General features: G+C 57.0%; 23 protein-coding genes and 3 tRNA genes. 15 read left to right on the forward strand and 11 right to left on the reverse strand.

The window, feature by feature from the left end:
- Nucleotide 1: 1 nt before the first annotated feature.
- Nucleotides 2-316: a DUF2849 domain-containing protein gene (locus tag GOW16_RS07760; RefSeq protein WP_170412772.1), complete on the reverse strand. Its 315-nt coding sequence runs from the start codon at nucleotides 314-316 to the stop codon at nucleotides 2-4.
- Entirely contained in the window at nucleotides 316-1,092 is a 777-nt protein-coding gene (cobA, locus tag GOW16_RS07765; RefSeq protein WP_170412775.1) for a uroporphyrinogen-III C-methyltransferase, read from the reverse strand. Before cobA ends, GOW16_RS07760 begins: the two co-directional genes overlap by 1 nt.
- A gap of 143 nt (nucleotides 1,093-1,235) precedes the next feature.
- Here cobA and GOW16_RS07770 point away from each other — a divergent pair, with 143 nt between their 5' ends.
- A complete protein-coding gene (locus GOW16_RS07770; RefSeq protein WP_170412778.1) occupies nucleotides 1,236-1,715 on the forward strand; it encodes an Lrp/AsnC family transcriptional regulator in 480 nt (159 codons plus the stop codon).
- On the opposite strand, the gene GOW16_RS07775 is transcribed toward GOW16_RS07770, so the two are convergent.
- Nucleotides 1,712-2,893 carry a cytochrome P450 gene (locus tag GOW16_RS07775; RefSeq protein ID WP_170413379.1) on the reverse strand — a complete coding sequence of 394 codons (1,182 nt, stop codon included), beginning with the start codon at nucleotides 2,891-2,893 and terminating at the stop codon, nucleotides 1,712-1,714. The two genes, GOW16_RS07770 and GOW16_RS07775, sit on opposite strands and share 4 nt — an antisense overlap.
- Before the next feature lie 47 nt (nucleotides 2,894-2,940).
- Here GOW16_RS07775 and GOW16_RS07780 point away from each other — a divergent pair, with 47 nt between their 5' ends.
- The 5 genes from GOW16_RS07780 (at nucleotide 2,941) to GOW16_RS07800 (ending at nucleotide 9,442) form a co-directional block, all read left to right on the forward strand.
- Complete coding sequence (locus GOW16_RS07780) at nucleotides 2,941-4,674, forward strand: sensor histidine kinase (protein WP_170412781.1); 1,734 nt, start codon at nucleotides 2,941-2,943, stop codon at nucleotides 4,672-4,674.
- Nucleotides 4,671-5,900: a sigma-54-dependent transcriptional regulator gene (locus GOW16_RS07785; RefSeq protein ID WP_170412784.1), complete on the forward strand. Its 1,230-nt coding sequence runs from the start codon at nucleotides 4,671-4,673 to the stop codon at nucleotides 5,898-5,900. Before GOW16_RS07780 ends, GOW16_RS07785 begins: the two co-directional genes overlap by 4 nt.
- Nucleotides 5,901-6,270: 370 nt before the next feature.
- The gene (locus GOW16_RS07790) at nucleotides 6,271-7,272 is read left to right on the forward strand and encodes a DctP family TRAP transporter solute-binding subunit (RefSeq protein ID WP_170412787.1); all 1,002 of its coding nucleotides are present in this window, start codon (nucleotides 6,271-6,273) and stop codon (nucleotides 7,270-7,272) included.
- A 116-nt stretch (nucleotides 7,273-7,388) separates the two neighbouring features.
- Complete coding sequence (locus tag GOW16_RS07795; protein ID WP_170412790.1) at nucleotides 7,389-8,066, forward strand: TRAP transporter small permease; 678 nt, start codon at nucleotides 7,389-7,391, stop codon at nucleotides 8,064-8,066.
- The gene (locus tag GOW16_RS07800) at nucleotides 8,066-9,442 is read left to right on the forward strand and encodes a TRAP transporter large permease (RefSeq protein WP_170412793.1); all 1,377 of its coding nucleotides are present in this window, start codon (nucleotides 8,066-8,068) and stop codon (nucleotides 9,440-9,442) included. Before GOW16_RS07795 ends, GOW16_RS07800 begins: the two co-directional genes overlap by 1 nt.
- Before the next feature lie 51 nt (nucleotides 9,443-9,493).
- Here the strand turns inward: GOW16_RS07800 and GOW16_RS07805 are convergent, their stop codons facing one another.
- Nucleotides 9,494-10,318: a hypothetical protein gene (locus GOW16_RS07805; RefSeq protein WP_170412796.1), complete on the reverse strand. Its 825-nt coding sequence runs from the start codon at nucleotides 10,316-10,318 to the stop codon at nucleotides 9,494-9,496.
- A 203-nt stretch (nucleotides 10,319-10,521) separates the two neighbouring features.
- Here GOW16_RS07805 and GOW16_RS07810 point away from each other — a divergent pair, with 203 nt between their 5' ends.
- On the forward strand, nucleotides 10,522-10,833 hold the full coding sequence (locus GOW16_RS07810) for a DMT family transporter (protein WP_170412798.1): 312 nt from the start codon (nucleotides 10,522-10,524) through the stop codon (nucleotides 10,831-10,833).
- Nucleotides 10,834-10,835: 2 nt separating this feature from the next.
- Here GOW16_RS07810 and tpiA read toward each other — a convergent pair whose 3' ends face one another.
- On the reverse strand, nucleotides 10,836-11,585 hold the full coding sequence (tpiA, locus tag GOW16_RS07815) for a triose-phosphate isomerase (protein ID WP_170412801.1): 750 nt from the start codon (nucleotides 11,583-11,585) through the stop codon (nucleotides 10,836-10,838).
- 123 nt (nucleotides 11,586-11,708) lie between these two features.
- Between tpiA and GOW16_RS07820 the strand changes: the two genes are divergently transcribed.
- Entirely contained in the window at nucleotides 11,709-12,620 is a 912-nt protein-coding gene (locus tag GOW16_RS07820; RefSeq protein ID WP_170412803.1) for an isopenicillin N synthase family dioxygenase, read from the forward strand.
- On the opposite strand, the gene GOW16_RS07825 is transcribed toward GOW16_RS07820, so the two are convergent.
- Nucleotides 12,617-12,982, reverse strand: a complete 366-nt coding sequence (locus GOW16_RS07825) for a HesB/IscA family protein (RefSeq protein WP_170412805.1) — start codon at nucleotides 12,980-12,982, stop codon at nucleotides 12,617-12,619. The genes GOW16_RS07820 and GOW16_RS07825 overlap by 4 nt on opposite strands.
- A 273-nt stretch (nucleotides 12,983-13,255) precedes the next feature.
- Between GOW16_RS07825 and GOW16_RS07830 the strand changes: the two genes are divergently transcribed.
- Nucleotides 13,256-13,516: a hypothetical protein gene (locus GOW16_RS07830; protein ID WP_254429716.1), complete on the forward strand. Its 261-nt coding sequence runs from the start codon at nucleotides 13,256-13,258 to the stop codon at nucleotides 13,514-13,516.
- A 94-nt stretch (nucleotides 13,517-13,610) separates the two neighbouring features.
- Here GOW16_RS07830 and GOW16_RS07835 read toward each other — a convergent pair whose 3' ends face one another.
- The 3 genes from GOW16_RS07835 to GOW16_RS07845 form a co-directional block, all read right to left on the reverse strand.
- Complete coding sequence (locus GOW16_RS07835; RefSeq protein ID WP_170412809.1) at nucleotides 13,611-13,973, reverse strand: SUF system Fe-S cluster assembly protein; 363 nt, start codon at nucleotides 13,971-13,973, stop codon at nucleotides 13,611-13,613.
- A 97-nt stretch (nucleotides 13,974-14,070) separates the two neighbouring features.
- Nucleotides 14,071-14,349 carry an NfeD family protein gene (locus GOW16_RS07840; RefSeq protein WP_170412811.1) on the reverse strand — a complete coding sequence of 93 codons (279 nt, stop codon included), beginning with the start codon at nucleotides 14,347-14,349 and terminating at the stop codon, nucleotides 14,071-14,073.
- On the reverse strand, nucleotides 14,349-15,239 hold the full coding sequence (locus GOW16_RS07845; protein ID WP_170412813.1) for an SPFH domain-containing protein: 891 nt from the start codon (nucleotides 15,237-15,239) through the stop codon (nucleotides 14,349-14,351). The genes GOW16_RS07840 and GOW16_RS07845 overlap by 1 nt, the downstream gene beginning before the upstream one ends.
- A gap of 177 nt (nucleotides 15,240-15,416) precedes the next feature.
- Here GOW16_RS07845 and GOW16_RS07850 point away from each other — a divergent pair, with 177 nt between their 5' ends.
- The 3 genes from GOW16_RS07850 (at nucleotide 15,417) to lon (ending at nucleotide 20,143) form a co-directional block, all read left to right on the forward strand.
- Entirely contained in the window at nucleotides 15,417-16,328 is a 912-nt protein-coding gene (locus GOW16_RS07850; protein WP_170412815.1) for a nucleoside hydrolase, read from the forward strand.
- 64 nt (nucleotides 16,329-16,392) lie between these two features.
- Complete coding sequence (tgt, locus tag GOW16_RS07855; RefSeq protein ID WP_170412817.1) at nucleotides 16,393-17,523, forward strand: tRNA guanosine(34) transglycosylase Tgt; 1,131 nt, start codon at nucleotides 16,393-16,395, stop codon at nucleotides 17,521-17,523.
- A gap of 211 nt (nucleotides 17,524-17,734) precedes the next feature.
- Nucleotides 17,735-20,143 (forward strand): endopeptidase La, encoded by a 2,409-nt coding sequence (gene lon / locus GOW16_RS07860; protein WP_170412820.1) that lies wholly within the window; start codon nucleotides 17,735-17,737, stop codon nucleotides 20,141-20,143.
- A 51-nt stretch (nucleotides 20,144-20,194) separates the two neighbouring features.
- Here the strand turns inward: lon and GOW16_RS07865 are convergent, their stop codons facing one another.
- Together GOW16_RS07865 and GOW16_RS07870 are read right to left on the reverse strand one after the other, a co-directional pair.
- Nucleotides 20,195-21,781: an APC family permease gene (locus tag GOW16_RS07865; RefSeq protein WP_170412823.1), complete on the reverse strand. Its 1,587-nt coding sequence runs from the start codon at nucleotides 21,779-21,781 to the stop codon at nucleotides 20,195-20,197.
- A gap of 126 nt (nucleotides 21,782-21,907) precedes the next feature.
- A tRNA-Val gene (locus GOW16_RS07870) sits at nucleotides 21,908-21,982 on the reverse strand.
- A gap of 212 nt (nucleotides 21,983-22,194) precedes the next feature.
- Here GOW16_RS07870 and GOW16_RS07875 point away from each other — a divergent pair.
- The 3 genes from GOW16_RS07875 (at nucleotide 22,195) to uvrA (ending at nucleotide 25,428) form a co-directional block, all read left to right on the forward strand.
- Nucleotides 22,195-22,271: transfer RNA gene (locus tag GOW16_RS07875), tRNA-Asp, on the forward strand.
- Nucleotides 22,272-22,317: 46 nt separating this feature from the next.
- Nucleotides 22,318-22,394: transfer RNA gene (locus GOW16_RS07880), tRNA-Asp, on the forward strand.
- A gap of 175 nt (nucleotides 22,395-22,569) precedes the next feature.
- Nucleotides 22,570-25,428 carry an excinuclease ABC subunit UvrA gene (uvrA, locus tag GOW16_RS07885; protein WP_170412826.1) on the forward strand — a complete coding sequence of 953 codons (2,859 nt, stop codon included), beginning with the start codon at nucleotides 22,570-22,572 and terminating at the stop codon, nucleotides 25,426-25,428.
- Nucleotides 25,429-25,432: the final 4 nt, after the last annotated feature.

The raw sequence follows: 25,432 nt of genomic DNA on the forward strand, positions 1-25,432 counted from the left end.
GTCAGGCCCGGGGCTGCGTGGATGTTTCTTGTTTGCCGTGGGCATAGTTGGACGGGCCGGTGCGGCGGAAGTCTTCCCGGAAGTGGGTCGGCTCAGGGCCGTTGTCACCGGCGACGGCGTCGGCCAGATAGGCGCCGACGATCTTGTTGGCCTGACGCGACGCATCCAACAGACGCACCTGCGCATGGGCCTCGTCCGTGATCAGCTCGGCCTCGGACAGTTCACGCGACCAGCGGTCGTCTTCGGTTTGATAGATCACGTCACCTTCCAACAAATCGTTGGCAGTGACCACTTTGGGGGTAAAAGCGCGGGCCATCAGGCGTGCTCCTTCTTGAATTCGGTCAGGGCCTGGGCCGCTTGGCGCGGGGCGAGGCCATAAAATGTCAGTGTTGGGCCGTCCATCTCGGCGGCGTTCAGATCGGTCGGAAGCTGATCCAGAGTCGTTTCCAGAACGCGCTGATCGGGTCGCGAGGCGTTCTCGATCAGGGTCACAGGCGTCTGCCGGTCGGCTCCGTGCATGATCAGGCGGCCCTGGATAAACCGGGCGGATTTCTTGCCCATATAAATCGCCGCAACCGAACCCGCGCGTGCCAGCGCAGTCCAGTCGTGATCGGCAAATCCCTTCATGTCGTGGCCGGTCAGAAACCGAACCGAAGAATTGCGTCCGCGACGTGTCAGGCTTTGACCAATTCCGGCCACTGCTGCGGATGCAGCGGTGATACCCGGTACGATCCGCCACGAGATGCTAGCAGCCTCAACTGCCTCGATCTCTTCATCCAAGCGACCAAATACGGTCGGGTCGCCGGATTTCAGGCGTACGACGCGCTGACCTTTCAGGGCGTAGTCGACCAACAGGGCGTCAATGTCTTCCTGCTTCCACGACGGGCCGAAACCAGCCTTGCCGACATCGACCAGTTTGGCGGTCTTGCCGGCCAATGCCAGAACCTCGTCGCTAATCAGGCGGTCATGCAGGACAACGTCTGCACGCTCGAACGCATTCAGCGCCTTGAGCGTCAGCAATTCCGGATCGCCGGGACCCGCGCCGACAAAGTCGACATGTCCTGTGCCATCATATGATTGCGTAAGCTGCATTTCGTGTCCCGAGTGTGGTTTGACTTGAGTTGCAATATAGGAAATATTCCCGCCAATGCGCCATATGGGCGGGTAAATAAGGACAAATGTTCTGAGCTGATAACAAATTGGGACATTGGTTTCGAAACGAAAGGAAAATTGGAATGTCGGTGCGGATTGACGATACGGATCGGAAAATTCTGGTCGAGCTGCAGCGGGACGCAAGCCAATCGCTGGACGAAATAGCCGCCCGTGTTGGCAGTTCCAAGACCCCGGTCTGGAATCGGATACGCAAGCTGAAAGGGTCCGGGGTGATCGGTCAGCAGACCGTTTTGCTGGATGCCGAGGCGCTGGGGTTTGAGGCCACGTTTTTCGTGCTGATTCGCACATCGGAACACGAGGCTGACTGGCAGCACAAGTTCCTAAAAGCACTCCGAGACAGGCCCGAAGTGCAAGAGGCGCATCGGCTGGCCGGAGACATCGACTATATCCTCAAGGTGCGGGTCAAAAATGCGCGCGCTTATGACGAATTCTATCAGGCGCTGATTTCAGAAGTGCGCGTTCACAACGTGACCGCCTTACTGTCGATGGAAGAGATCAAGTCCACTACCATGTTGCCTCTGAAAGCGCTGATTGAAAGCTAGGTCTGCACCATCAATTTGGTCAGCCCGTGAAAATGGTAGGTGTTCGAATATTCTGGTTCGGCGGCCAGGCGAAGGTCAGGACAGCGTTCGAACAGAGCCGACAACGCGATGCGCATCTCCATGCGGGCCAGCGGTGCGCCAACGCAAAAGTGCAGACCGGCGCCGAAACTGGTGTTCGTGACAATGGTGCGGGTGGGATCAAATCTGTCCGGTTCGTTCCAGACCGCGGGATCGCGGTTCGCCGCGCCCAACAGCAGCGCGACCTCATCTCCGCGTTTAAAGCAGTGTTCGAAAACCTCTATGTCCTCATAGGCATAGCGGGTGAACATGTGCAGCGGCGGGTCAAAGCGCAGAATTTCTTCGACCGTTCGGTCGATGTTGTCCGGCGCAATAGCCTGAAGTCCAATGCCAAGTTGCAGAACGGTCTTCACGCCATTTCCAAGTGAGTGCACTGTGGCTTCATGCCCGGCATTCAAAAGCAGGATACAGGTGGCGACCAACTCGTCTCGCGAGAGCTTTTCACCGTCCTCCTCAGCCACAATCAAACGTGTGATCAAATCGTCCTGCGGGTCGTTGCGGCGTTGTTCGATGTAGTCGAGCAGAAAATCGGTGAATTCCTGAGATGAACTTGCAGCGACAGCCTCGGTCTCAGGCGTGCGGCTGGCTTGGTACATCGCCACCATGTCATGCGACCAGCGCAGAAGGTTGGGTGCCATCTCCTCAGGCACGCCCAAAAGGCGGCAGATCGTGATGACAGGAACTTGCGTGCAGAAGGCGGTCAGCAGATCGAAAGGCTGGTCGGGAAATGCATCTATCAACGACTGTGTCAGGTCGTGAATCGAAGGTTCAAGCGCCGCAATGGCGCGCGAGGTGAACGCCCGCATCACCAGCGCGCGCAAACGCGTATGTCGTGGTGGTTCCGCTTCCAACAAAGAGTGCGCCTCGACCGCTAGCCACGGCGCTAGATGTGCTGGGCCAAGGGTTTGCATTTCTTGCGGCATTTCCCGTCCAAAACGACGGTCTTTCAGAAGGGCCGAAACAGCCCGCTGCGAAACTGCGGCAACCTTCCCATAATCCTCCCAAAAGACGAGATCGCCACTCGCGCGGGCCTGATCATAGAACGGGTAGGGGTTTTGTACGAAACCCGGATCGACCGGAGATTGAAATACCTTCTTCATGCGGCGCAGACTTGCCATGCCGCGCGCCGAATGCAAGACCCTATGTCATGCAACGCGTTTGGCTCATTTTGGGATTTTTGTTTGCAGTCGGCCTGTTGACGGCTGGCGTCTGGTCCTATGGCTACCGCCAGGCATTGTTGCAGCTCAGTGAAAAGGCCGAGGCCGACCTTGAGTTGGCAGCAGACCGTCTCAGCACTCAGATGCAGGTTTATCAGGAACTTGCAGTTCTGATGGCCACGCATCCAGTCCTGCGCGATCTGGAAACGCCCGCGCAACAAAGGACAGCGCGGGCAATATTGCTTGACGTGGCCGATAAGACCTCGGCCGTTAATATGGTGTATTTGGACCGAACCGGGCGGGTTCTGGCCGCGGCGCAGCCGGTGGTGCGGCCAGACATGGCTGACCATCCCGCATTCCAACGCGCAATGCAGGGTGCGATGGGCAGCGCGCATGGTGTTGCCGAAAGCAGCGGTGATCGCACGTATTCCTATGCCGCCCCCGCATTTGGCGCTGCTGGTCAGGTCGAAGGCGTGTTGATCGTTGTGGCCGATGTGCAGGATGTGGAACAGACCTGGCGAGGCAGCACCGAGGCGGTGTTTTTCATCGATGGGGACGGCGTCGTTTTTATCTCGAACCGATCGGACTTGTTGTTTTGGCGTCGAGATGAAGGGCAGTTGGGCTTGTCACCTCCGGACGGCGGGGAAGTCGATTTCGCCTCGGTTCTGGTCGGCCCGCATGAGGTGTGGCAGTTGAACTGGGGTCGATACCTGCCCAGCCGCGCGTTGCACCTGATGTTGGATCTACCAGTCATCGACATGACGGCCGAGGTTCTGGTCGATGTGGCCCCAGCACGGCGTTTGGCGAGGCTGCAGGCCGCCACCGTTGCAGCAATCTGTCTTGCCTTCGGCGCGCTCTTGTATCTGGCAACCGAACGCAGGCGCGCGTTGGCTGAGGCCAACACAGTTTTGGAAAGCCGCGTCGCGCAACGTACCCAGGCGTTGACGGCTGCGAATACTGCTCTGCGACGTGAGGTGCGCGAACGTGAAGAGGCTGAAGCCGCGTTGAAACATGCGCAGGAGGAACTGATCCAGGCAGGTAAACTCAGCGCCTTGGGGCAGATGTCGGCAGGGATCAGTCACGAGCTGAACCAGCCGCTGATGGCGATCCAGCAATTTGCGGATAACGGTGCCGCCTTTCTGTCCCGCGGACGGGATGAGAAAGCGTCCGAGAACCTGACGCGTATCTCGGCAATGGCGGCGCGTATGGCGCGTATCATCAAGAACCTGCGCGCCTTTGCGCGCAACGAAAGCGAGCCGATGGGCAAGGTCAATCTGGTTCAGGTGATCGACACGGCTGTGGAATTGACCGAAGCGCGGTTGCGGAGCGATGACGTCCGCATGGACTGGGCTGCACCCAACAGCCCGGTATACGCGTGGGGCGGTGAAGTTCGGTTGGTCCAGGTGTTCGTGAACCTGATAAATAACGCCGCCGACGCCATGAGCGGGCAAGACGATCGCCTTATCCGCATCCGGATCGAACGCGCAAGCAAACTGGCTGTGACGGTTAGGGATATAGGGCCGGGCATCGAAAACTCGGAAAAACTGTTCGAGCCGTTTTATACAACCAAGGCCGTTGGTTCGTCTGAGGGGATGGGGCTTGGGCTTTCGATCTCGTATGGTTTGGTGCAGAGTTTCGGGGGTAATATCCGGGGCACCAATCTCGAATCCGGTGCACTGTTTACGGTCGAGCTTGAGCCTTTCACGGAACACGAGGTCGCATGACGCGGAAAATTCTACTGGTCGATGATGACGCCGCCATCCGCGAGGCCTTGGCGCAAACGCTTGAGCTGGCTGACTATGACCCTGTTACGGCGGGGTCTTTCGTGGCCGCAAAAGACCACATTCGCGAGGATTTTCCCGGCGTTATCGTATCAGATATTCGTATGCCCGGCCGGGACGGGTTTCATCTGCTAAACTATGCGCGCGAGGTGGATCCCGATTTGCCGGTTGTCCTGTTGACCGGAGAAGGCGACATCCCGATGGCGGTGCAGGCCATGGGGCAGGGTGCGTTCGATTTTCTGGAAAAACCATGTGCAGCAGCGGACCTGCTGTCCGTACTAGAGCGTGCTCTGGCTGCGCGCGCGCAGGTGATCGAACAACGCGCGATGAAATCAGAGCTTGAGCGGGGCGATCCGGCTGCGCGGCTTTTGTTCGGCCTGTCCGCACAGGCCGAGGCCTTGCGCGAACGTGTTCGGTCGGTCGCTCCAACTGGTGCAGAGGTTTTGGTCACAGGGCCGCCGGGCAGCGGAATATCGAAAGTGGCCGAGGTGGTGCATCTGATGTCGCCCGTTGGCCAAGGACCATTCGTCAAGCGCCCGGCGTCAGGGCTGACACCTGAAGGATTGGTGCGCGTGTGCGAGGATGCGGCTGGTGGGTCGCTGTTTCTGGATGAGGTTTCGGCCATGCCGGATGCCACGCAATACGCCGCACTTGAGTTGGTAGAGCAGGGTACAGATTCAAGGATCGTTGCAGGAACGACCGCCGATCTGGCGGTCTTGTCGGATCAGGGCAAATTCAATGCCGACTTGTTCTACCGTCTGGACGTCATGCGTGTGCGCATCCCCTCGCTTGCGGAACGGCCAGAGGATATTCCGGTTATATTTCGCCACTATGTCGCACAGGCGGCTGAGCAAGCGGGCATAGCTGAACCCGAAGTTACCCCGGAACATATGGCGTCACTGATGGCCAATGACTGGCCGGGCAATGCCCGGTCGCTGATGTCCGCCGCGATGCGGTTCGTGTTAGGGATGCCCGAAGAGGTATCGCGCGCCGCCGATCTGGGGCTGAGCGAACAAATGGCGCGTGTAGAACGCTCGTTACTGATTGCGGCATTGGGTCGACACAATGGCAAAGCCTCGGATGCCGCAAAAGCGTTGAAGCTGCCGCGCAAGACTTTCTACGACAAACTTGCGCGCTATCAGATTCGCCCCGAAGACTATCGGCGCTAACGGGGGCTCAAGCCGCCTTTGGCCGCATTATCATGCGTTTAAAGGCGTTGGGCCAGACAGCCCGCGGATGCGGGCTGCGGCTGGTCACAAGGGAATCAAGACGTGAGTCGGCTCATCTGATTCGAAGCTTGTGCGGAATTCCGCACATTGGGAGGGATGGATGTGCGGAATTCCGCACGGCCAGATGCGCACCAGCGAGGTGGCAGCAAATGGATGTTCTGTAACAATCAGAAAACAAACGATAAATATCAAGTTTCGGGATTCGTGAACAAAAAGTTGAGCGGTGGTCATTGATTCGCTTCACTGCGCGCCATGCGACGTCGATCCGGCGTCGACGAAAGGTTTCTGGAAGTCTGGGAGGAAAAGACAGATGAAATTCCTTACAACTGCTGCCACCGCGCTGGCGCTGAGCGTTTCGGCCTCGGCCGCCATGGCGGCCTGTGACGACGGCGAGATCGTGGTCAAGTTCGCGCATGTAACAAACACTGACAAACACCCCAAAGGCATCGCGGCATCGCTGCTGGAACAGCGTGTGAACGACGAGATGAACGGCGTGATGTGCATGGAGGTCTATCCGAACTCCACGCTCTATAACGATGACAAGGTGCTTGAGGCGATGCTGCAAGGTGACGTCCAACTGGCCGCGCCGTCGCTGTCGAAGTTCGAAAAATTCACCAAACAGTTCCGTCTGTTCGACCTGCCGTTCATGTTCAAAAACATCGAAGCTGTGGACGCGTTCCAGGCTTCGGCTGACGGTCAGGCGATGAAGGACAGCATGCAGCGCCGCGGCCTGCAGGGCCTAGCCTTCTGGCACAACGGTATGAAGCAGATGTCTGCAAACAAACCGCTAGAGGATCCGTCGGATGCAAACGGCCTGAAGTTCCGTGTGCAGTCCTCGGACGTTCTGGTTGCACAGATGGAAGCCATCGGTGGCAGCCCGCAGAAGATGGCGTTCTCGGAAGTCTATGGCGCGCTGCAGCAGGGCGTTGTGGACGGGCAGGAAAACACCTGGTCGAACATCTACGGCAAGAAGTTCTTTGAGGTGCAGGACGGCATCACCGAGACGAACCACGGTATCATCGATTATCTGGTTGTGACCTCGGTCGACTGGCTGGACAGCCTTGACCCCGACGTGCGGGATCAGTTCCTGACCATCCTCGGCGAAGTGACCGAGACACGGAACAAAGAAGCCTTCGCAGTGAACGAAGCGGCCAAAGCCTCGATCACAGACGCGGGCGGCATCATTCGGGAACTGAACCCCGAGCAGCGTCAGGCTTGGGTCGATGCGATGAAGCCAGTTTGGGACCAGTTTGCAGGTGACGTTGGTCAGGACAAGATCGACGCCGCTCAGGCCATCAACGCCGGGTTCTAATCCCGAAACACAGGCCGCGCGTCCGGGCACTGGGGAGTAATCGACGCGTGGGCCGGGCGGGCCGTCTAAAGGCCCGCCAACCTTACTCTCATCACCAATAATGTGGGGACAGATAAATGTCTGGTTCGAAACCCGGCCAAGGCGGGCTGGTCGACCATATCGAAGAGACCATGATTGCGGCGTTGCTGGGCCTGATGACGGTCGTGACCTTCGCCAATGTGATCGCGCGCTTTGTTTTTAATTCCAACATCTTGTGGGCGCTTGAACTGACGGTGTTCACCTTTGGCTGGCTGGTCCTTTTGGGTGCTTCGTATGCGGTCAAGAAACACGCGCATCTGGGTGTGGACGCCATCCTTAACATGTTGGCCCCGGCACCACGCCGCATTCTGGCGCTGATCGCGGTGGCGTGCTGTTTGGTATTTTCGCTGCTGCTGCTGAAAGGCTCATATGACTATTGGGCCGTGTTTGCGGACTTGCCGCCCACCTCGGGCCGCTGGTTCCCGACCGGGTTTAATTTCGACGCACGCAGCCAAAGCTTTTACGAAGTTGACGATATTCCCATGGTCGCGCCACTGCGCTTCCTCGAGGACCTTATCAACTATGGCGAAGGCTATGAAAAGCTGCCCAAGGTGGTGCCGTATCTGGTGCTGCCGGTGTCGATGCTGCTGCTGGTGATCCGCTTTGCGCAGGTCGCAGTACAAATCTGGCGTGGCGAGACCGATCGCCTTGTCGCCAGCCACGAAGTTGAGGACGAGATCGAAGAAGTCCGCGCTCAGCAAGGAGAGCATGACTAATGGACGTCGTACTTCTATTCTCTATGGTCATCGGCCTTCTGCTGATTGGTGTGCCGATTGCGGTCGCTCTGGGCCTCAGTTCGACCTTGTTCCTTCTGATCTATTCCGACAGTTCGCTGGCGTCGGTCGCTGGGACGCTGTTCGAAGCGTTCGAGGGGCACTTTACCCTGCTGGCCATTCCGTTCTTCATCCTTGCCTCGTCCTTCATGACGACTGGCGGTGTGGCGCGGCGCATTATCCGCTTCTCGATTGCCTGCGTTGGCCATTTGCCGGGCGGTCTGGCCATTGCGGGTGTATTTGCCTGTATGCTGTTCGCCGCGCTGTCGGGCTCCTCTCCGGCCACTGTGGTCGCCATTGGTTCGATCGTGATCGCAGGGATGCGGCAGGTTGGATACTCGAAAGAGTTCGCCGCCGGTGTGATCTGTAACGCGGGTACACTGGGCATCCTGATTCCGCCGTCCATCGTGATGGTCGTTTACGCGGCGGCTGTCGAGGTTTCGGTGGGCCGGATGTTCCTTGCGGGCGTCATTCCGGGCCTGATGGCGGGCCTGATGCTGATGGTCACGATTTATGTGATGGCCAAGGTCAAGAACCTGCCGAAGGGCGACTGGAAAGGCTGGGGTGAGATATTCACGTCGGCACGCGAAGCCGGTTGGGGCCTGTTCCTGATCGTCATCATTCTGGGTGGCATCTACGGCGGTATATTCACACCGACCGAGGCTGCTGCCGTTGCCGCAGTCTACGCCTTCTTTATCGCCAGCTTTGTCTACAAGGACATGGGGCCGCTCAGCACCAATGGGGATGGGCAGAATATCCCGTTGCTGAAAAAGCCTTATGCTCTGATTACGGCGTTTTTCCACCCCGACACCAAGCACACGCTGTTCGAGGCTGGCAAACTGACAGTGACATTGCTGTTCGTAATCGCCAACGCGCTGATCCTGAAGCACGTTCTGACCGATGAACAAGTGCCGCAGCATATCGCGAGTGCCATGCTGTCGGCGGGGCTGGGGCCGGTGACATTCCTGATCGTGGTCAACGTGATTCTGCTGATCGGCGGTCAGTTCATGGAGCCTTCGGGCCTGCTGGTCATCGTGGCACCACTGGTGTTCCCGATTGCTATCGAGCTTGGCATCGACCCGATCCATTTGGGCATCATCATGGTGGTGAACATGGAAATCGGGATGATCACGCCTCCGGTTGGTCTGAACCTGTTCGTGACTTCGGGTGTGGCCGGAATGCCGATGATGAGCGTTGTGAAGGCGGCGCTGCCGTTCCTGGCGGTTCTGTTCGTCTTCCTGATCATGGTGACATACATACCGTGGATTTCGACCTACCTGCCCAATACCTTCATGGGGCCGGAAATCGTGACCAACTAGCGGGTCTACCCGCGACAAGAAAGGCCGGGTCTTTGCCAGACCCGGCCTTTTTTATGTGCCGTATTTCTTGAGGTAATCGGCGACCCATTCGATCCCACCATAGGCGCGGCGACGGCGCGAACCCCAGTAGCCGATGCTGTCATCCAGCAATTCATTCGGGTTCGGGCGACCATTGAAGATCACGATCTTGGGCCTCTTTGGGCGCTTTTTGTATTTCTTGAAGATCAGGCCAAACGGCCAGTAATAAACCAGATGGATAATCCCGATGCACCAGTTCTTGGGATAGCATTTCCGATCCGTGGCCAGAGCCGAGATATAGTTCTGGTCGTTCTCGTATTTCGGCAGATCCCTTGCCCCGTCAAAGTCATCATATAGGTGAAACTGCTCGGACGGGACGTAACCGACGATCGAGGAATTGCCCCGCGTAACCTTGTTCATGAACCACGGAATCTGATCCCAGATTACTGCCGGGATCATGCGCCAAACAAACCCACGGAATTTGGGCATCAGGTACAGACCACCTCTTTCAAGCATGATCGTTAACAGCGGGTCCAACTGGCCGGTGACCACGAGATCCAGATCAAGAAACAGTGCCGCGTCATAATCGCCTACGATCTTCCGGTCAAACATCAACAGCTTGGGCCATTTGCCATGAACCCACAGATTCCTGTCCAGCTGTGGGAACGCAAGTGGGGCGACTTTGACACCCGGATTCAGTCCCTCGGCATTGTCCGTGATACAGATGAAATCGTGATCCAGCGCCATGTGGTCTTTGACGGCCGCATACAGCAAATTGACATAGTCGGGGCCGAACGCATCCCCCCATTTCATACAGATTATGCAGGTCTTGGGTGCTTTCAGGTCGGCATTAGTCATTCTTGTTCCTTACCTAAGCAAGCTCTTTTCAGGGCAGGTCATGGAATACATGCTTAACGGCCGTTTCTAGCTGCTCTGCCTGTGCGATCCGGACCTCGCATCCTCTTGAATATCGGTCAAGAGGATTTATGTACGGGCAAGAGGACGACCTCGCCATATTGGCTGATCATTCGGGACGACCCGAACAGATATGAGGTGTCCTTATGCACTGGATATTCTTGTTGTTTGCCGGTCTGTTGGAAATTGTTTGGGCGGTTGCCATGAAGCAATCTGCCGGATTTTCGCGCCTTTGGCCCACCGCCGTGATGGGCGTGTCGATGATCGGGTCATTCGGCCTGCTGGCGCTGGCGATGCGGGATCTGCCATTGGGCACGGCCTATACGATCTGGACCGGCATCGGCGCCGTCGGAGCCTTCATGGTTGGTGTGATGTTTTTGGGTGAGGCCATAACCGCGCCCCGCCTGATCGCGGCGGCCTTGATCGTGGCTGGGCTGGTGACGATGAAACTGGCCTGACCTCAGGCTTTCTGCAGGGCGTCGATAATGCCTGAGAAGTCCTCTGCCTTCAGGCTTGCACCGCCTACCAACGCGCCGTCCACGTTTGAAACAGCAAAGATGTCGGATGCATTGCTGGGCTTCACAGAGCCGCCGTACAGCAGGCGGACCGAGCGGCCAACGCCTTCGCCAAATCGACGTTCCAGCCGGTTGCGGATGAAGTCGTGCACTTCTCCGATCTCATTCAGGGTGGGGACCTTGCCGGTGCCGATGGCCCAGATTGGCTCGTAGGCGACGATCAGGTTTTCACCGGTCGATTGGTCGGGGATCGAGCCGGACAATTGACCGCCAATGATGTCCAGCGTGTTTGCAGCTTCGCGCTGTTCCAGACTTTCGCCGACACAAATGATTGCTTTCAGGCCTGCGTCCATCGCGGCGCGGGCCTTGGCGCGCACGTCCTCATTCTGTTCGCCGTGATCCTCGCGCCGTTCAGAATGACCCAGAATGACAGCGCTTGCGCCTGCATCCATCAGCATCTGAGCGCTGATATCGCCAGTATGGGCGCCGGACTCGGCTGCGTGGCAATCCTGGCCTCCGACTGTAATCTGAGTGTCTTTCACCGTCTTAGCCGCGCGATGCAGCAAAGTTGCGGGGGGACAAATCAGGACATCTACGGATGCGTTTGGAAACGATGTTGCCAGCGACTGAAGTTCGGGCAATTCCGACGCAGTCCCGTTCATTTTCCAGTTTCCAGCTGCCAACTTGCGTCGCATAACGCATCCCCCAAGATAAGTCGTTGTTTCGTCACCGGATAGCACCACCAGCCGGGTCTGACAATTCCGGTTGCAAAGGTCTGGCCACAAGGGCAGGTTCCGCGTCAAAAGCGAGGGGGCAGTATGATCGACGATCTGGACCTGAAAAAACTGGACAAACGTGACGATTCAGAGCTTGCCAAGCTGCTGCATGCCGTTGGTGAAGTCGGGTTTTTGACCGTGTCGAATACCGGGTTACATGCCGATCAAGTCCGTAGCGTGATCGAGATGTATCGGGCCTTTTTCCATTTACCTGTCGACCAGAAAAAGGTCGTTGATATGGCGAAGACCGGTTCAAACCGGGGGTGGGGCGCGCCGCGATCCGAACAGGTCGACCCCAAGGCCAATCCGGATTTCAAGGAAGTGTTCGATTGCGGGTATGAACTGCCTGCGGGAAATTCTTATGCCAAAAAGGGGCTGAGCGTGTATGCGCCGAATCTATGGCCAGAGAATCCCGCAGAATTCCAGAATGTTATCCGGGTTTACTACACCGATGCCTGTGCGGTGGCGATGCGGGTTCTTCGGGCTATTGCCGTTGCTTTGGGCCGGGATGAAACAAGCTTTGATCGCGCCTTTGATACGCCGATGGCCCTTTTGCGCGGGAACTATTACCCCGAACGCCCGACATGGGCGGGTGATCGGGATTTTGGCATTGGGGCGCACTCGGACTATGGGTGCCTGACTCTGTTGGCGACAGACGGAGTGTCCGGGCTTGAGGTTCGCATGCCGGATGATAGCTGGCAGCCGGTCTCGGCCACGCCGGGTACATTCATCATTAACTTTGGCGAGATGCTGGAATTCTGGACAGCCGGGAAAGTCAAAGCTACCGAGCACCGTGTCGTTGGTGGGGTGCAGGAACGTGTTTCAGTCCCGCTGTTCTTCAACCCATCCTATGACACCAATGTTGCCCCGCCGAATTCCGACAAAACAATAAGCGCCGGCGATCACCTGACACAGCGGTACAATGAAACCTACGTGCACCTTCAGACGACTTAGTTTTGCGGGGAAAGCGTCTCATCAAACTTGATGGATTCGCCACATCCACATGCGTCCACAACATTTGGATTGCGGAACTTGAAACCTGACTCCAACAACGAAACCTCATAGTCGATTTCGGTTCCAAACAAGAACATTTGCGCCATCGGAGCGATCATGATACGCGCGCCGTCCTGCTCGACCACTTCGTCGTTGGCATCGGCCTCATCCACGTAGTCCATGGTGTATTCCATGCCTGCGCAGCCACCTTTTTTGACGCCGATACGAAGACCGGTATGACCGCCAGACGCCATCAGGCGCGCGATTTGCTCGGCCGCTTTGGGCGTCATGGTCACGGCCTGCTTGCCGGGAATGCCAAACATGGTGGTCTCCGTTGCGCTACGTTACCCCAATCTAGGGCCGGCAGGCGCCAGGCTCAAGACATAGCAGGCCTGCTGACCTAACTTTTACCGGAGGTGACGCAACCAGACGACCAGTGCCCAATGCAAACTTGCGTCACTCCCGGTCTTCACCTTAGCCTGCAAGTTGTGACAAGACATTTACGCAAGGGGCGAACAAAGATGGTGAAAATATGGGATTTTCATAATAAATTCAATATGATGAATGCTGTTGTTGCAGCCATTATGACGACAGGAATGGCGCATGCAGCAACGGATGACGCCCGGCACCCGGTAAACTGCGCGACAGCCGAGGGTGATCTTCGGGCCATTGCGGCCGAAAAAAAGCATGCAGAGGACCAACAGGCCGAGAGTATCTTTGCGATTACTCCGGCAGGTGCATTGTTGGGCCTGGCTACGGGAACCGAGAAGAAAAGGCTCAGCATGTTGAATGGCGACTACGTCAAGGAACTGGATCAACGCGCGGACGAGATAAAGACGACTTGCAATATCAAATAGGCCGTATGTGCCCTTTAACGCGAAAAGGCTGCCCCGAGTTCAGGGCAGCCTTTTTAATAGTTCAGCGGCCCAATCAGAGGACCAGAACGTCGTATTACATAAAACCCAGTTCGAGACGTGCTTCGTCAGACATCATCTCCATGCCCCACGGGGGTTCCCATATCAGTTCTACGTCAACTTCTTTGACGCCAGCGACAGGTTCGATTGCTTCGACGATCCACCCCGGCATCTCGCCGGCAACAGGGCAGCCGGGCGCCGTCAGTGTCATGATGACCTTGACCGCGTTTTCCTTGGTGATGTCGATCGTGTAAATCAAGCCCAGGTCATAGATATTCACCGGGATCTCGGGGTCGAAGACGGTCCTGCAAGCTTCGACCACGGATTCATAAAGTGGATGATCGATGGTCGAAGGCGCAATCAGCGGCGTACCTTCGAACTGTTCACTAGGATGCGTCATTCATGCCTCGGGGATGTTACCTGAGAAATTATATAGGGAAAGGCTGGGGCAGCGTCCAGTAGTGCCGTGCGGTCCACGGACGCTGCGTCGATTTGGATCACTCGTTGATATCGTGGCGGAAGGTTTTCACCTGCCCGTGGGGTAGGGCAAACATGCGCCGCAAAATCAGCCACGAAGCCAGCGAAAGGGCCGCAAAGATCAACAGCAGAACCGGCAGGCCCGGGGCAATTCCGGGGATCGCAAGCAAAATCCCCGTTACTGCCGCACCAATCGCAAAGCCAAGAAAGATGAACCCCGGCAAGACGATCTCAAGAATGCCCAGAGCGAGCGCCCCGGCAAGCCAGAGCCACCATGTCAGCCAGAAGGGATCAGCCATTACTTGCCTCCTTTCAGCATCTTAAAGGCATCGCCGAAGGCCTCCAGCGCATTTGCCGGGACCACGATGGTTTGCGAACCCGTGCCATTGCCCAGCGCATTCAGGGCTTCGACTTGCTTCAATGCTACCTGATACTGGGCGGCCTCGATACCATTGTCCTGAATGGCCTTGGCGACCACACCGGTTGCATAGGCTTCGGCCTCGGCCTGAATGCGACGGGCTTTAGCGGTCTGCTCGGCGGCGTACAACTCTGCGTCGGCTTGCAACTCGACTGAGCGTTTCTGACCTTCGGCCTCGGTCACCTGCGCACGACGGGCACGCTCTGCATTCAACTGCTGCAACATCGCATCGCGGGTGGCCTGATCGAGGTTCACATCCAGAATCTCGGCGCGGGTCACTTCGATGCCCCAGTCATCAACGGCGGTCTCGACGCTTTCCTGAATGCGTTCAATCAGTTGCGCACGATTGGACTGCACCTCATCCAGATCCATCTTACCGATCTCGGCCCGAACGATACCTGCGACGGTCGTTGCAATCGCGCCATCAACGTCGCGAATCCGGTAAACGGTCTTTTCCGGCTCAAGAATGCGATAGAACACCGACGTATCAATCTGAACCAGAACGTTGTCCTTGGTGATTGCGTCCTGTGTCGCATTCGGCAGCTGGCGTTCAAGAATGGATATCTTGTGACGTGCAACATCGAGAAAAGGAACGATAAAGTTGATGCCGGGGCCAAGCACCGAGTGCAGGCGGCCAAAGCGCTCAACCACGTATTTTTCGGATTGAGGCACGATTTTGATGCCTTTGAGAATAACGACGACAATCAGGGCCGCCGCAAGCAGGTAAATAATGTTCGATGTTAGTAGGCCAATGATCTGGTCTTCGGTCATAACTGTCCTCTGTATTATTGTGTACTATGGTATACACTTGGGGATTGACTCGCCCGATTTCAACTCTGGTATGGCGGGTATGTCATTGGATGCAAATCTCTGAAAACAGGAATGTCGCCCGGAAAATTTAGAATGTGACTGCTTTGCATCCTGCGCTGATTGCGCTATCGGGCAGAGATGAAACTGATAATTGATACAGATCCGGGCATCGACGATGCGATGGCCATTGCCTATGCCGCCGCTGCACCTGAAATCGACCTGATCGGCCTGACCACCGTTTTCGGCAATACCCATGTGCACCAATCCAGCCGCAACGCGCGGTTCTTGCTGCATAAACTGGGGATTGACGCTCCGGTCGCTGAAGGCGCACCTTTTGCGCGTGGCACCGACGCCCACACTCCTTCCGAACATGTGCACGGACCCGAAGGGTTCGGCGACGTAACCGAGATTCCCCAAATTGGGTCAAACCACTCATTAACAGCAGCCGAATTCCTTGTGGATCGAGCGCGCGAACATAAGGGTGAGCTGGTCGTCTGTGCCGTCGGCCCGCTGACCAATATTGCTGACGCCATGCAGCTGGACCCCGAGTTTTCCAGCAATATCAAGCGGCTCGTGATCATGGGCGGTGCCGTCTTTAGCCCCGGAAACATTACAGAACATGCCGAGGCCAACATCTATCATGACGTGCACGCCGCGGATGCTGTGTTTGCGTCGCCGCCCGACACCGTTCTGGTTGGTTTGGATGTCACGCTGAAGACTTTGTACGAGACCGCAGACTTCGAGGCGCTGGCCGCACGGTCTGCAGAAATGGGCGGGTTCCTGCGCGATATCTCGAAGTTCTATCTGAAGTTCTACAGGGATATCGGCGGGTTAGAGGGATGCGGCCTTCACGATTCGACAGCGGTGATTGCCTGTACGCATGAACCCATGTTCGAGATGGTCGAAACCGGGCTGCGTGTGGTGGCGGATGGTGCGCAGTTCGGGGCGACCCGACCAGATGCGAACAGGCCGGCGGTGCGTGTTTGCCGGGATGTGAACGGGGCAGGGGTCGTCAACCTGTTCACGGACCGCGTCGCGTCACTGCCCTGACGTCTTGCAATACATGCGAAGATCGGGCAATTGCTGCCCGGTTCAGCGACCCTGAGGCATTCACATGACAGACCGTTTCTCATTTGACCTGAAGGCCACAGACGGAAAGGCCCGCACCGGAGTCATCCACACTCCGCGCGGTGAAGTGCGCACGCCTGCATTCATGCCTGTTGGTACGGCGGCGACGGTCAAAGCGATGATGCCGGAAAGTGTACGCGCCACAGGGGCGGACATTCTACTGGGGAATACGTATCACCTGATGCTGCGCCCGACCGCTGAACGGATCGATCGTCTGGGCGGGTTGCACAAGTTCATGAACTGGGACCGCCCGATTTTGACGGATTCCGGAGGGTTTCAGGTCATGTCGCTGGCCGGGTTGCGCAAACTGACCGAAAAGGGCGTGACCTTCAAATCTCATATCGACGGATCACGCCACGAACTGACGCCCGAACGGTCGATGGAGATTCAACGCCTGTTGGGCTCTGACATCGTGATGTGCTTCGATGAATGCCCGGCGCTGCCTGCGGACCGGGATCGAATTGCAGACTCGATGCGCCTTTCGATGCGGTGGGCGCAGCGGTCGCGCGACGCCTTTGGGGATCGTCCCGGCCATGCCCTGTTTGGTATCCAGCAGGGTGGGCTGGAAAAGGATTTCCGAGAGGAATCAGCCGAGGCGCTGACAGAGATTGGTTTCGAAGGTTATGCCGTCGGCGGTCTTGCAGTGGGCGAAGGGCAGGAAGCGATGTTCGACGTGCTGGACTTTGCGCCAGACATGCTGCCTGTCGACAAACCTCGTTATCTTATGGGTGTCGGAAAACCTGACGATATTGTCGGCGCCGTCGCACGAGGCATTGATATGATGGACTGCGTGTTGCCGTCTCGGTCCGGGCGCACTGGGCAGGTTTTCACCCGTTACGGCGTGGTGAACATCAAGAATGCCCGCCATGCCGATGATCCGCGTCCGTTGGATGAACATTGCACCTGTCCGGCCTGTTCAAACTATTCCCGTGCCTATCTTCACCACGTATTCCGCTCGAACGAGATGATCTCGGGCATGCTGCTGACCTGGCACAATCTGCACTATTTCCAAGAGATCATGCAGGGTATGCGGGACGCGATCGCCGCCGGAACCTTCGATGCGTGGCAGGTCGAATTCCATGCGCAACGAGCGCAGGGCGATATAGAGCCTGTTTGATAGGCACATCGCGTTTTGATGGTCAAAATCGCCGAATAGTCCATCAGGTGCCTTGCAGTCCTGAACACGTCAGGTCATTCTCACCCCGAGAAATGGCGGTAAGGTTGAAACAGGGCGCATACAGCCCCACCTTTATCGTCCAAGACAGGAGACGGCCGGGCGTTGCCTCGATGAGGGACCAGAGCCGTCTTGCCAATGATAAGGATTGAGCATGCAAGAGCCCCTGAATTCCTCGTACCCAGTGCTGCCGCTGCGCGATATCGTGGTTTTCCCGCATATGATCGTGCCGTTGTTCGTCGGACGGGAAAAATCCGTCCGCGCGCTGGAAGAAGTGATGCAGGACGACAAGCAAATTCTGTTGTCCAGCCAGATCGACCCGAGCGACGATGATCCTACTGAGGACGGAATCTATCGGTCGGGCGTGCTGGCCAATGTATTGCAGCTGCTGAAATTGCCGGACGGTACCGTAAAGGTGCTGGTCGAAGGCCAGGCGCGTGTGAAAATCACGGAATTCCTTGAAAACGAAGAATTCTTTGAGGCCCGCGCCGAGTACCTGACCGAGATTCCGGGTGACGTGACCACGACCGAGGCATTGCTGCGCACCGTCGCGGACGAGTTCGAGCGTTATGCCAAAGTACGCAAGAACATCCCCGAAGAGGCCTTGACCGCCGTGGGCGACACCGCCGAACCAGCCAAGCTGGCCGACCTTGTGTCGGGCCATCTGGGTATCGAGGTCGAGCAAAAGCAGGAGCTGCTGGAAACCCTCAGCGTCAGCGAACGGCTTGAGAAGGTCTATGGCCTGATGCAAGGCGAAATGTCGGTTCTGCAGGTCGAGAAGAAGATCAAGACGCGCGTGAAAACTCAAATGGAGAAGACGCAGCGCGAGTACTATTTGAATGAGCAAATGAAAGCCATTCAGAAGGAGCTTGGAGATGGTGAAGACGGCGGCAACGAAGTCGCCGAGCTGGAAGCCAAGATCGAAGAGACCAAGCTGTCGAAAGAGGCGCGCGAAAAGGCCGAAGGCGAGCTGAAGAAGCTGCGCAACATGAGCCCGATGTCCGCCGAAGCGACCGTTGTGCGCAACTATCTGGATTGGATTCTGGCCCTACCTTGGGGTACGAAATCGCGTGTCAAAAAAGATTTGGGTCGTGCGCAGGATATTCTGGATGCCGATCACTATGGGCTTGAGAAAGTCAAAGAGCGGATCGTTGAATATCTGGCGGTGCAGCAGCGTTCGAAAAAGCTGAAAGGCCCGATCATGTGCCTTGTTGGCCCTCCGGGTGTGGGTAAAACCAGCTTGGGTAAATCGGTTGCCAAAGCCACGGGGCGCGAGTTCATTCGCATCTCGTTGGGTGGTGTGCGTGACGAATCTGAAATTCGGGGGCACCGTCGGACCTATATCGGTTCGATGCCGGGCAAGATCATCCAGGCGCTGAAAAAGGCGAAGACCACGAACCCGCTCATTCTGCTCGATGAGATCGACAAGATGGGTCAGGACTTCCGTGGGGACCCGGCCTCGGCAATGCTCGAAGTATTGGACCCGGAACAGAACAGCACGTTTATGGATCACTACTTGGAGGTCGAATACGACCTGTCGAACGTAATGTTCCTGACCACGTCGAACAGCTACAACATGCCTGGGCCTCTGCTGGACCGGATGGAGATCATCCCGCTGGCCGGCTACACCGAAGAGGAAAAGAGCGAGATCGCCAAGCAGCACCTGATCAGCAAGCAGGTCAAGAACCATGGTCTGAAGGCCAAGGAGTTTGAACTGACCGATGAGGCGCTGCAGAAGATCATCCGCACTTACACCCGTGAAGCCGGAGTGCGGAACCTTGAACGTGAAATCGCCAAGGTGGCGCGTAAATCGCTGACTAAGATCATCAAGAAAGAGGCGGAAGAGGTCACTGTGACGCCTGGCAACCTGGATGAATTCCTGGGTGTGCCAAAATTCCGCTATGGGCTGGCCGAACAGGACGATCAGGTCGGCGTTGTCACCGGCTTGGCTTGGACCTCAGTGGGTGGCGACCTGCTGCATATCGAGGCGCTGAAACTGCCGGGTAAGGGTCGGATGAAGACCACCGGTAAGCTAGGCGATGTGATGAAGGAATCCATCGATGCGGCCTCGTCCTATGTGCGGTCAATCTCGCCTCAGATCGGGGTGAAGCCGCCGAAATTCGACTCGCTGGATATCCACGTCCACGTGCCGGATGGGGCGACGCCCAAAGACGGCCCGAGTGCTGGTCTGGCAATGGTGACCTCGATCGTGTCCGTGCTGACGGGCATTCCGGTGCGCAAGGATATAGCCATGACGGGTGAGGTTTCGTTGCGTGGTAACGCAATGCCAATTGGTGGTTTGAAAGAGAAACTGCTGGCGGCCCTGCGAGGCGGAATCAAGACTGTTCTGATCCCGGAAGAGAACGAAAAGGATCTGGCCGAAATCCCGGATAACGTGAAGGAAGGGTTGAAGATCATCCCGGTCAAGCACGTCTCCGAGGTCCTCAAAGAGGCGTTGGTGCGGGAACCGGAAGCCATTGAGTGGGATGAGGCCGCCGAAGAGGCTGCCGCAGCCGCTGCGAAGGCCGCCAAAAGTTCAGGCCCATCAGCCACGACGCACTAAGTTAAGCTGAATAGAATGACAAAAGGCGGGGTTTTCCCCGCCTTTTCGTATTCAAAAGCCGATAACGGGCTTCTTCGGGTTCAAAACCTCTTCCTCTGAGATGTAAGTTTGGAACTTTTTAGCAGAAAGCGATGACCGGACCGCAAGGCCGAAAATGACTGCCGAAAAGAGAACGCATAACGCTATGTCCCAACCAAACGGGATCTGCTTTTGCGCTCCTTCCCCGAATTGTCCGAGAAACGAGATCAGACCGATCCCGGCGAAGTAAGGAACCAGCCACAAGGCCTCGGTCACGTCCATTTCGTCCAGCCGGCTGTGGAAACGCACCAAGAGCAGAGCCATCCCAACGGCCAGAGCAATCCCCAACCTCCAGACCGTGTCCCAACCGCTCCAGTAAACGATCAGGGTTGCGATGGCGAAAGCGGTCATGGCGACAAGTTTTACGGCAGGGATGCGGATCGATCTTGGATGGTCCGGCATCAATTGACGAAGACACACGACCGCGATGGGGCCAACTGCAAACGACATGACGATCGCGGCGCCATTCAGGGCGATGACGGTTGTGAAGGGGACCGTCAGCAGGAACAGTATTCCGATCAGAAAGTTCAGCGCCAACGCCCATAAGGGCACCCCGAATGAGGATAGTATCTGCAGACGCTTTGGCAGGAACCCGTTCTGTGACAAGGCCAGCGCGATCCGAGCGTTCGAGCCGGTAGACACCAACCCGTTGCCGAAAGGCCCGATGACCGAGCCGATGTTCAAAAAGCTCAGGAACCAGACAATTCCAACTGACAGGATGACGCCGTCCAATGGCCCCTGACCGCCGAAACTCAGGTTTGCCCAGCCGCTCTTCACCATCGCTGGGTCAAGCGCGCCAATAAACGCGATTTGCAATCCGACATAGATGGCCGCGCACAGAATAATGGACAGCACCAGAGCGGCCGGAATGGCTACTTTGGGATTCCGGACTTCGCCGGCCATATCGACCACATGGCGAAAGCCGATAAAGGAAAAGATGACCCCTCCGGTCGAAACGGCCGCCATGATGCCGTGTAGCCCGTAGGGCGCAAAACCGCCTGGTTGGGCAAAGTTTGCGGTGTCAAACCGACTTGCGATCAGCAGGCCCGACAGCACGATAGGGATGCCGATTTTGGCCCATGTCAGGGTTGCGTTGACCTGCGTGAAGAATTTGACCCCCAACGCGTTGATGACAACGAATAGCAGCATGAAGAACAGGGCCACTGTGACGCCTGCGCCTGTCAAATCGCCGGTATCGGCTGTGTGCAGCCACGGCGCGTAAGGCGCGAGGTACTTCAACATCGCCTCAACTTCGATCGGGGCAGTGGTGTTGTACCCAATCCACGCGGTCCAACCCATAGCCATAGAAACGATGTTACCGTGCGAGAACTGGGGGACACGCGCGATCCCACCGGGAATTGGCAACATGGCCGAGATCTCGGCGAAAGTTATCGCAAGGATGAACATCGCGACCGCGCCAATGATCCACGACAGAATTGCTGCAGGTCCTGCGTGTTGAACCGCAAGAAGGGGGCCAAACAGCCAGCCCGAACCGATGATACCGCCGACCGAAATGAAGGTCAGGCCAACAAGGCCGATATCCCGCTTCAATTTGGCCATGCGAAACCCCGTGCAACAGCGCCGATTGATCACACGGCAGATGTAGGAACGATACGCAGTTGGATTACGGGCTGGCAAGCCTTGTAATTTCAAGCGTTTAGAGGGCGTCGATTCTCAGTAGGGGAATGGTGGGTGATAAGAGATTTGAACTCCTGACATCTTCGATGTGAACGAAGCGCTCTACCACTGAGCTAATCACCCGTGAGAGGGGCTGATACAGCGACTCGGATTGCTTCGCAAGATGTCCGGGACTGAAATCGATCATCATCTGAAAATAGCCAGTGCTTTAGGGCGGCGGGCCGGTGGCCCATTCGGAAAAAATCAGGTTCTTTGAAAAAACTTCAAAACGCCGCTTGACGATGTCGGGGCGTAGCCATAATACACCCAAACGTTCAGCGATGAACAGACAGCGGGCGGTTGTAGCTCAGTTGGTTAGAGTACCGGCCTGTCACGCCGGGGGTCGCGGGTTCGAGCCCCGTCAACCGCGCCACTGCTGTCAGCCTGGATCCGGGTTAAGGGATCACGAAAATAGATGCGCGGTTGTAGCTCAGTTGGTTAGAGTACCGGCCTGTCACGCCGGGGGTCGCGGGTTCGAGCCCCGTCAACCGCGCCATTTTCCTTCGATCTTACCTATTTATGCGCAAATTGAGTGTGTCTAGCCGTGCAGTTGTGCCTGATGTCAGGATGTGTCGGCAATAATCGGTTCGTTCACACTTTGTTCTAACTTTTCTGTTGGAGACTCAGCCCGGCTCGCCTATCTCTGAGGGACGTGTTTGTTGGGGGCCAGAATGGCTGAGCTGAAGAATATCGAGGTGCGCGGCGCGCGCGAGCATAATCTCAAAGGGATCGACGTCGATATCCCACGGGATCAGCTGGTGGTGATCACCGGGTTGTCTGGTTCGGGCAAATCCTCGCTGGCCTTTGATACGATCTATGCCGAAGGGCAGCGCCGCTACGTTGAGAGCCTGTCGGCCTATGCGCGGCAGTTTCTGGATATGATGGAAAAGCCTGATGTGGACCACATCAGCGGCCTGTCGCCCGCCATTTCTATCGAACAGAAGACGACGTCCAAGAACCCGCGTTCTACTGTTGGAACTGTCACCGAGATCTACGACTACCTGCGCCTTCTGTTTGCCCGCGCGGGAACACCGTACAGCCCGGCCACCGGTCAGCCAATTGAGGCCCAGCAGGTTCAGGACATGGTCGACCGCATTATGACGATGGAGGAGGGGACGCGTGGATACCTGCTGGCCCCAATCGTGCGTGACCGCAAAGGCGAATACAAAAAAGAGTTTCTGGAACTGCGCAAACAGGGCTTTCAGCGCGTCAAAGTAGATGGCGAATTCTACGAGCTGGACGAACCGCCCACGTTGGACAAGAAGTTCCGCCATGACATTGATGTGGTCGTAGATCGCCTTGTCGTTCGCGAAGGTATGGAAACGCGGCTGGCCGACAGCTTGCGTACCGCGCTGGATTTGGCAGACGGTATCGCCATTCTGGAAACTGCGCCGCGCGACGGTGACCCAGAGCGGATTACGTTCAGCGAGAATTTTGCCTGCCCGGTTAGCGGCTTCACGATTCCTGAAATTGAACCCCGTTTATTTTCGTTCAACGCTCCGTTCGGCGCGTGTCCGGATTGTGATGGTCTTGGGGTCGAGCTGTTCTTTGACGAGCGCCTTGTGGTGCCGGATCAAACCCTGAAACTGTACGACGGTGCATTGGCACCCTGGCGTAAGGGAAAGTCGCCGTACTTCCTGCAAACAATCGAAGCGATCGCGCGGCATTATGAATTTGATAAGAACACGCCGTGGAAAGACCTGCCGCCGAAGGTGCAGCAAGTGTTCCTGCGCGGTTCCGGCGAGGAAGAAATCCAGTTCCGCTATGACGAGGGCGGTCGAGTCTATCAGGTAACCCGCAGCTTTGAAGGCGTGATTCCGAACATGGAACGCCGCTATCGCGAGACTGACAGCGCGTGGATTCGTGAGGAGTTCGAGCGGTATCAGAACAACCGCCCATGTGGCGCATGTGAAGGCTATCGCCTGCGGCCCGAGGCCTTGGCCGTCAAAATTGCAGGTCTGCATGTCGGTCAGGTAGTGCAGATGTCGATCCGCGAGGCTCTGACCTGGATTGAAGAGGCCCCAAACCATCTGAGCGTTCAGAAGAACGAAATCGCCCGCGCCATTCTCAAGGAAATACGTGAGCGGCTGGGATTCCTGAATAACGTTGGTTTGGAATACCTTACGTTGTCGCGTTCGAGTGGTACGCTGTCTGGTGGCGAAAGTCAGCGTATTCGTTTGGCCAGCCAGATCGGGTCGGGTCTGACCGGGGTCTTGTATGTCCTCGACGAACCTTCGATCGGACTGCATCAGCGGGACAATGACCGCCTTCTTGGGACACTCAAGAACCTGCGCGATCAGGGCAACACGGTGATCGTCGTCGAACACGACGAGGAAGCGATCCGCGAGGCGGATTATGTCTTTGACATTGGGCCGGGGGCCGGTGTGCATGGCGGTCAGGTTGTCAGTAAGGGAACACCTGACCAGATCGCATCGGACGCGGCCTCAATGACCGGGCAGTATCTGGCGGGCACACGTGAAATCTCGGTCCCTTCGGAACGCCGGAAGGGCAACAAAAAGAAGGTAACGGTCGTCAAAGCGACCGGGAATAACCTGAAAAAGGTAACGGCGGAGTTTCCGCTGGGCAAGTTTGTCTGCGTCACCGGAGTCTCCGGCGGGGGCAAGTCGACCCTGACGATTGAAACTTTGTTCAAAACCGCTTCGATGCGTCTTAACGGTGCACGCCAGACTCCGGCACCCTGCGAAACGATCAAAGGGTTGGAGCACCTGGACAAAGTTATCGACATTGACCAGCGCCCCATCGGGCGAACTCCACGTTCGAACCCCGCGACTTACACCGGGGCTTTCACCCCGATCCGCGACTGGTTCGCGGGCCTGCCCGAGGCCAAGGCGCGAGGTTACAAACCAGGGCGGTTCAGCTTTAACGTCAAGGGCGGCCGGTGCGAGGCGTGTCAGGGTGACGGTGTCATCAAGATCGAAATGCACTTTTTACCCGACGTCTACGTCACCTGCGAGACCTGTAAAGGCGCGCGGTACAACCGCGAGACCCTTGAGATCAAATTCAAGGGCAAATCCATTGCTGATGTCCTTGATATGACTGTCGAAGACGCGCAGGAGTTCTTTAAGGCCGTGCCGTCGATCCGAGACAAGATGGATGCGCTGGCGCGGGTCGGGCTTGGCTATATCAAGGTCGGGCAGCAGGCGACAACGCTTTCGGGCGGTGAAGCGCAGCGCGTGAAGCTGTCAAAGGAATTGTCCAAACGATCGACCGGCCGCACGTTGTATATTCTGGACGAACCGACTACCGGACTCCATTTCGAAGATGTTCGTAAGTTGTTGGAAGTGCTGCATGAACTGGTTGATCAGGGAAATACGGTCGTCGTGATTGAGCACAATCTCGATGTGGTGAAAACGGCCGACCATATCATTGATATTGGCCCTGAGGGTGGCGATGGAGGTGGTGAGATTGTGGCAACCGGAACACCCGAGGACGTGTCTGCCGTCGAGCGGAGCCATACCGGGCGGTATCTGAAACAAATGCTGGATGGCGCGCGGGTCGCTGCAGAGTAAGTGG

It is taken from the genome of Ruegeria atlantica, assembly GCF_013033965.1.
GTDB classification, from domain to species: Bacteria; Pseudomonadota; Alphaproteobacteria; order Rhodobacterales; family Rhodobacteraceae; genus Ruegeria; species Ruegeria atlantica_D.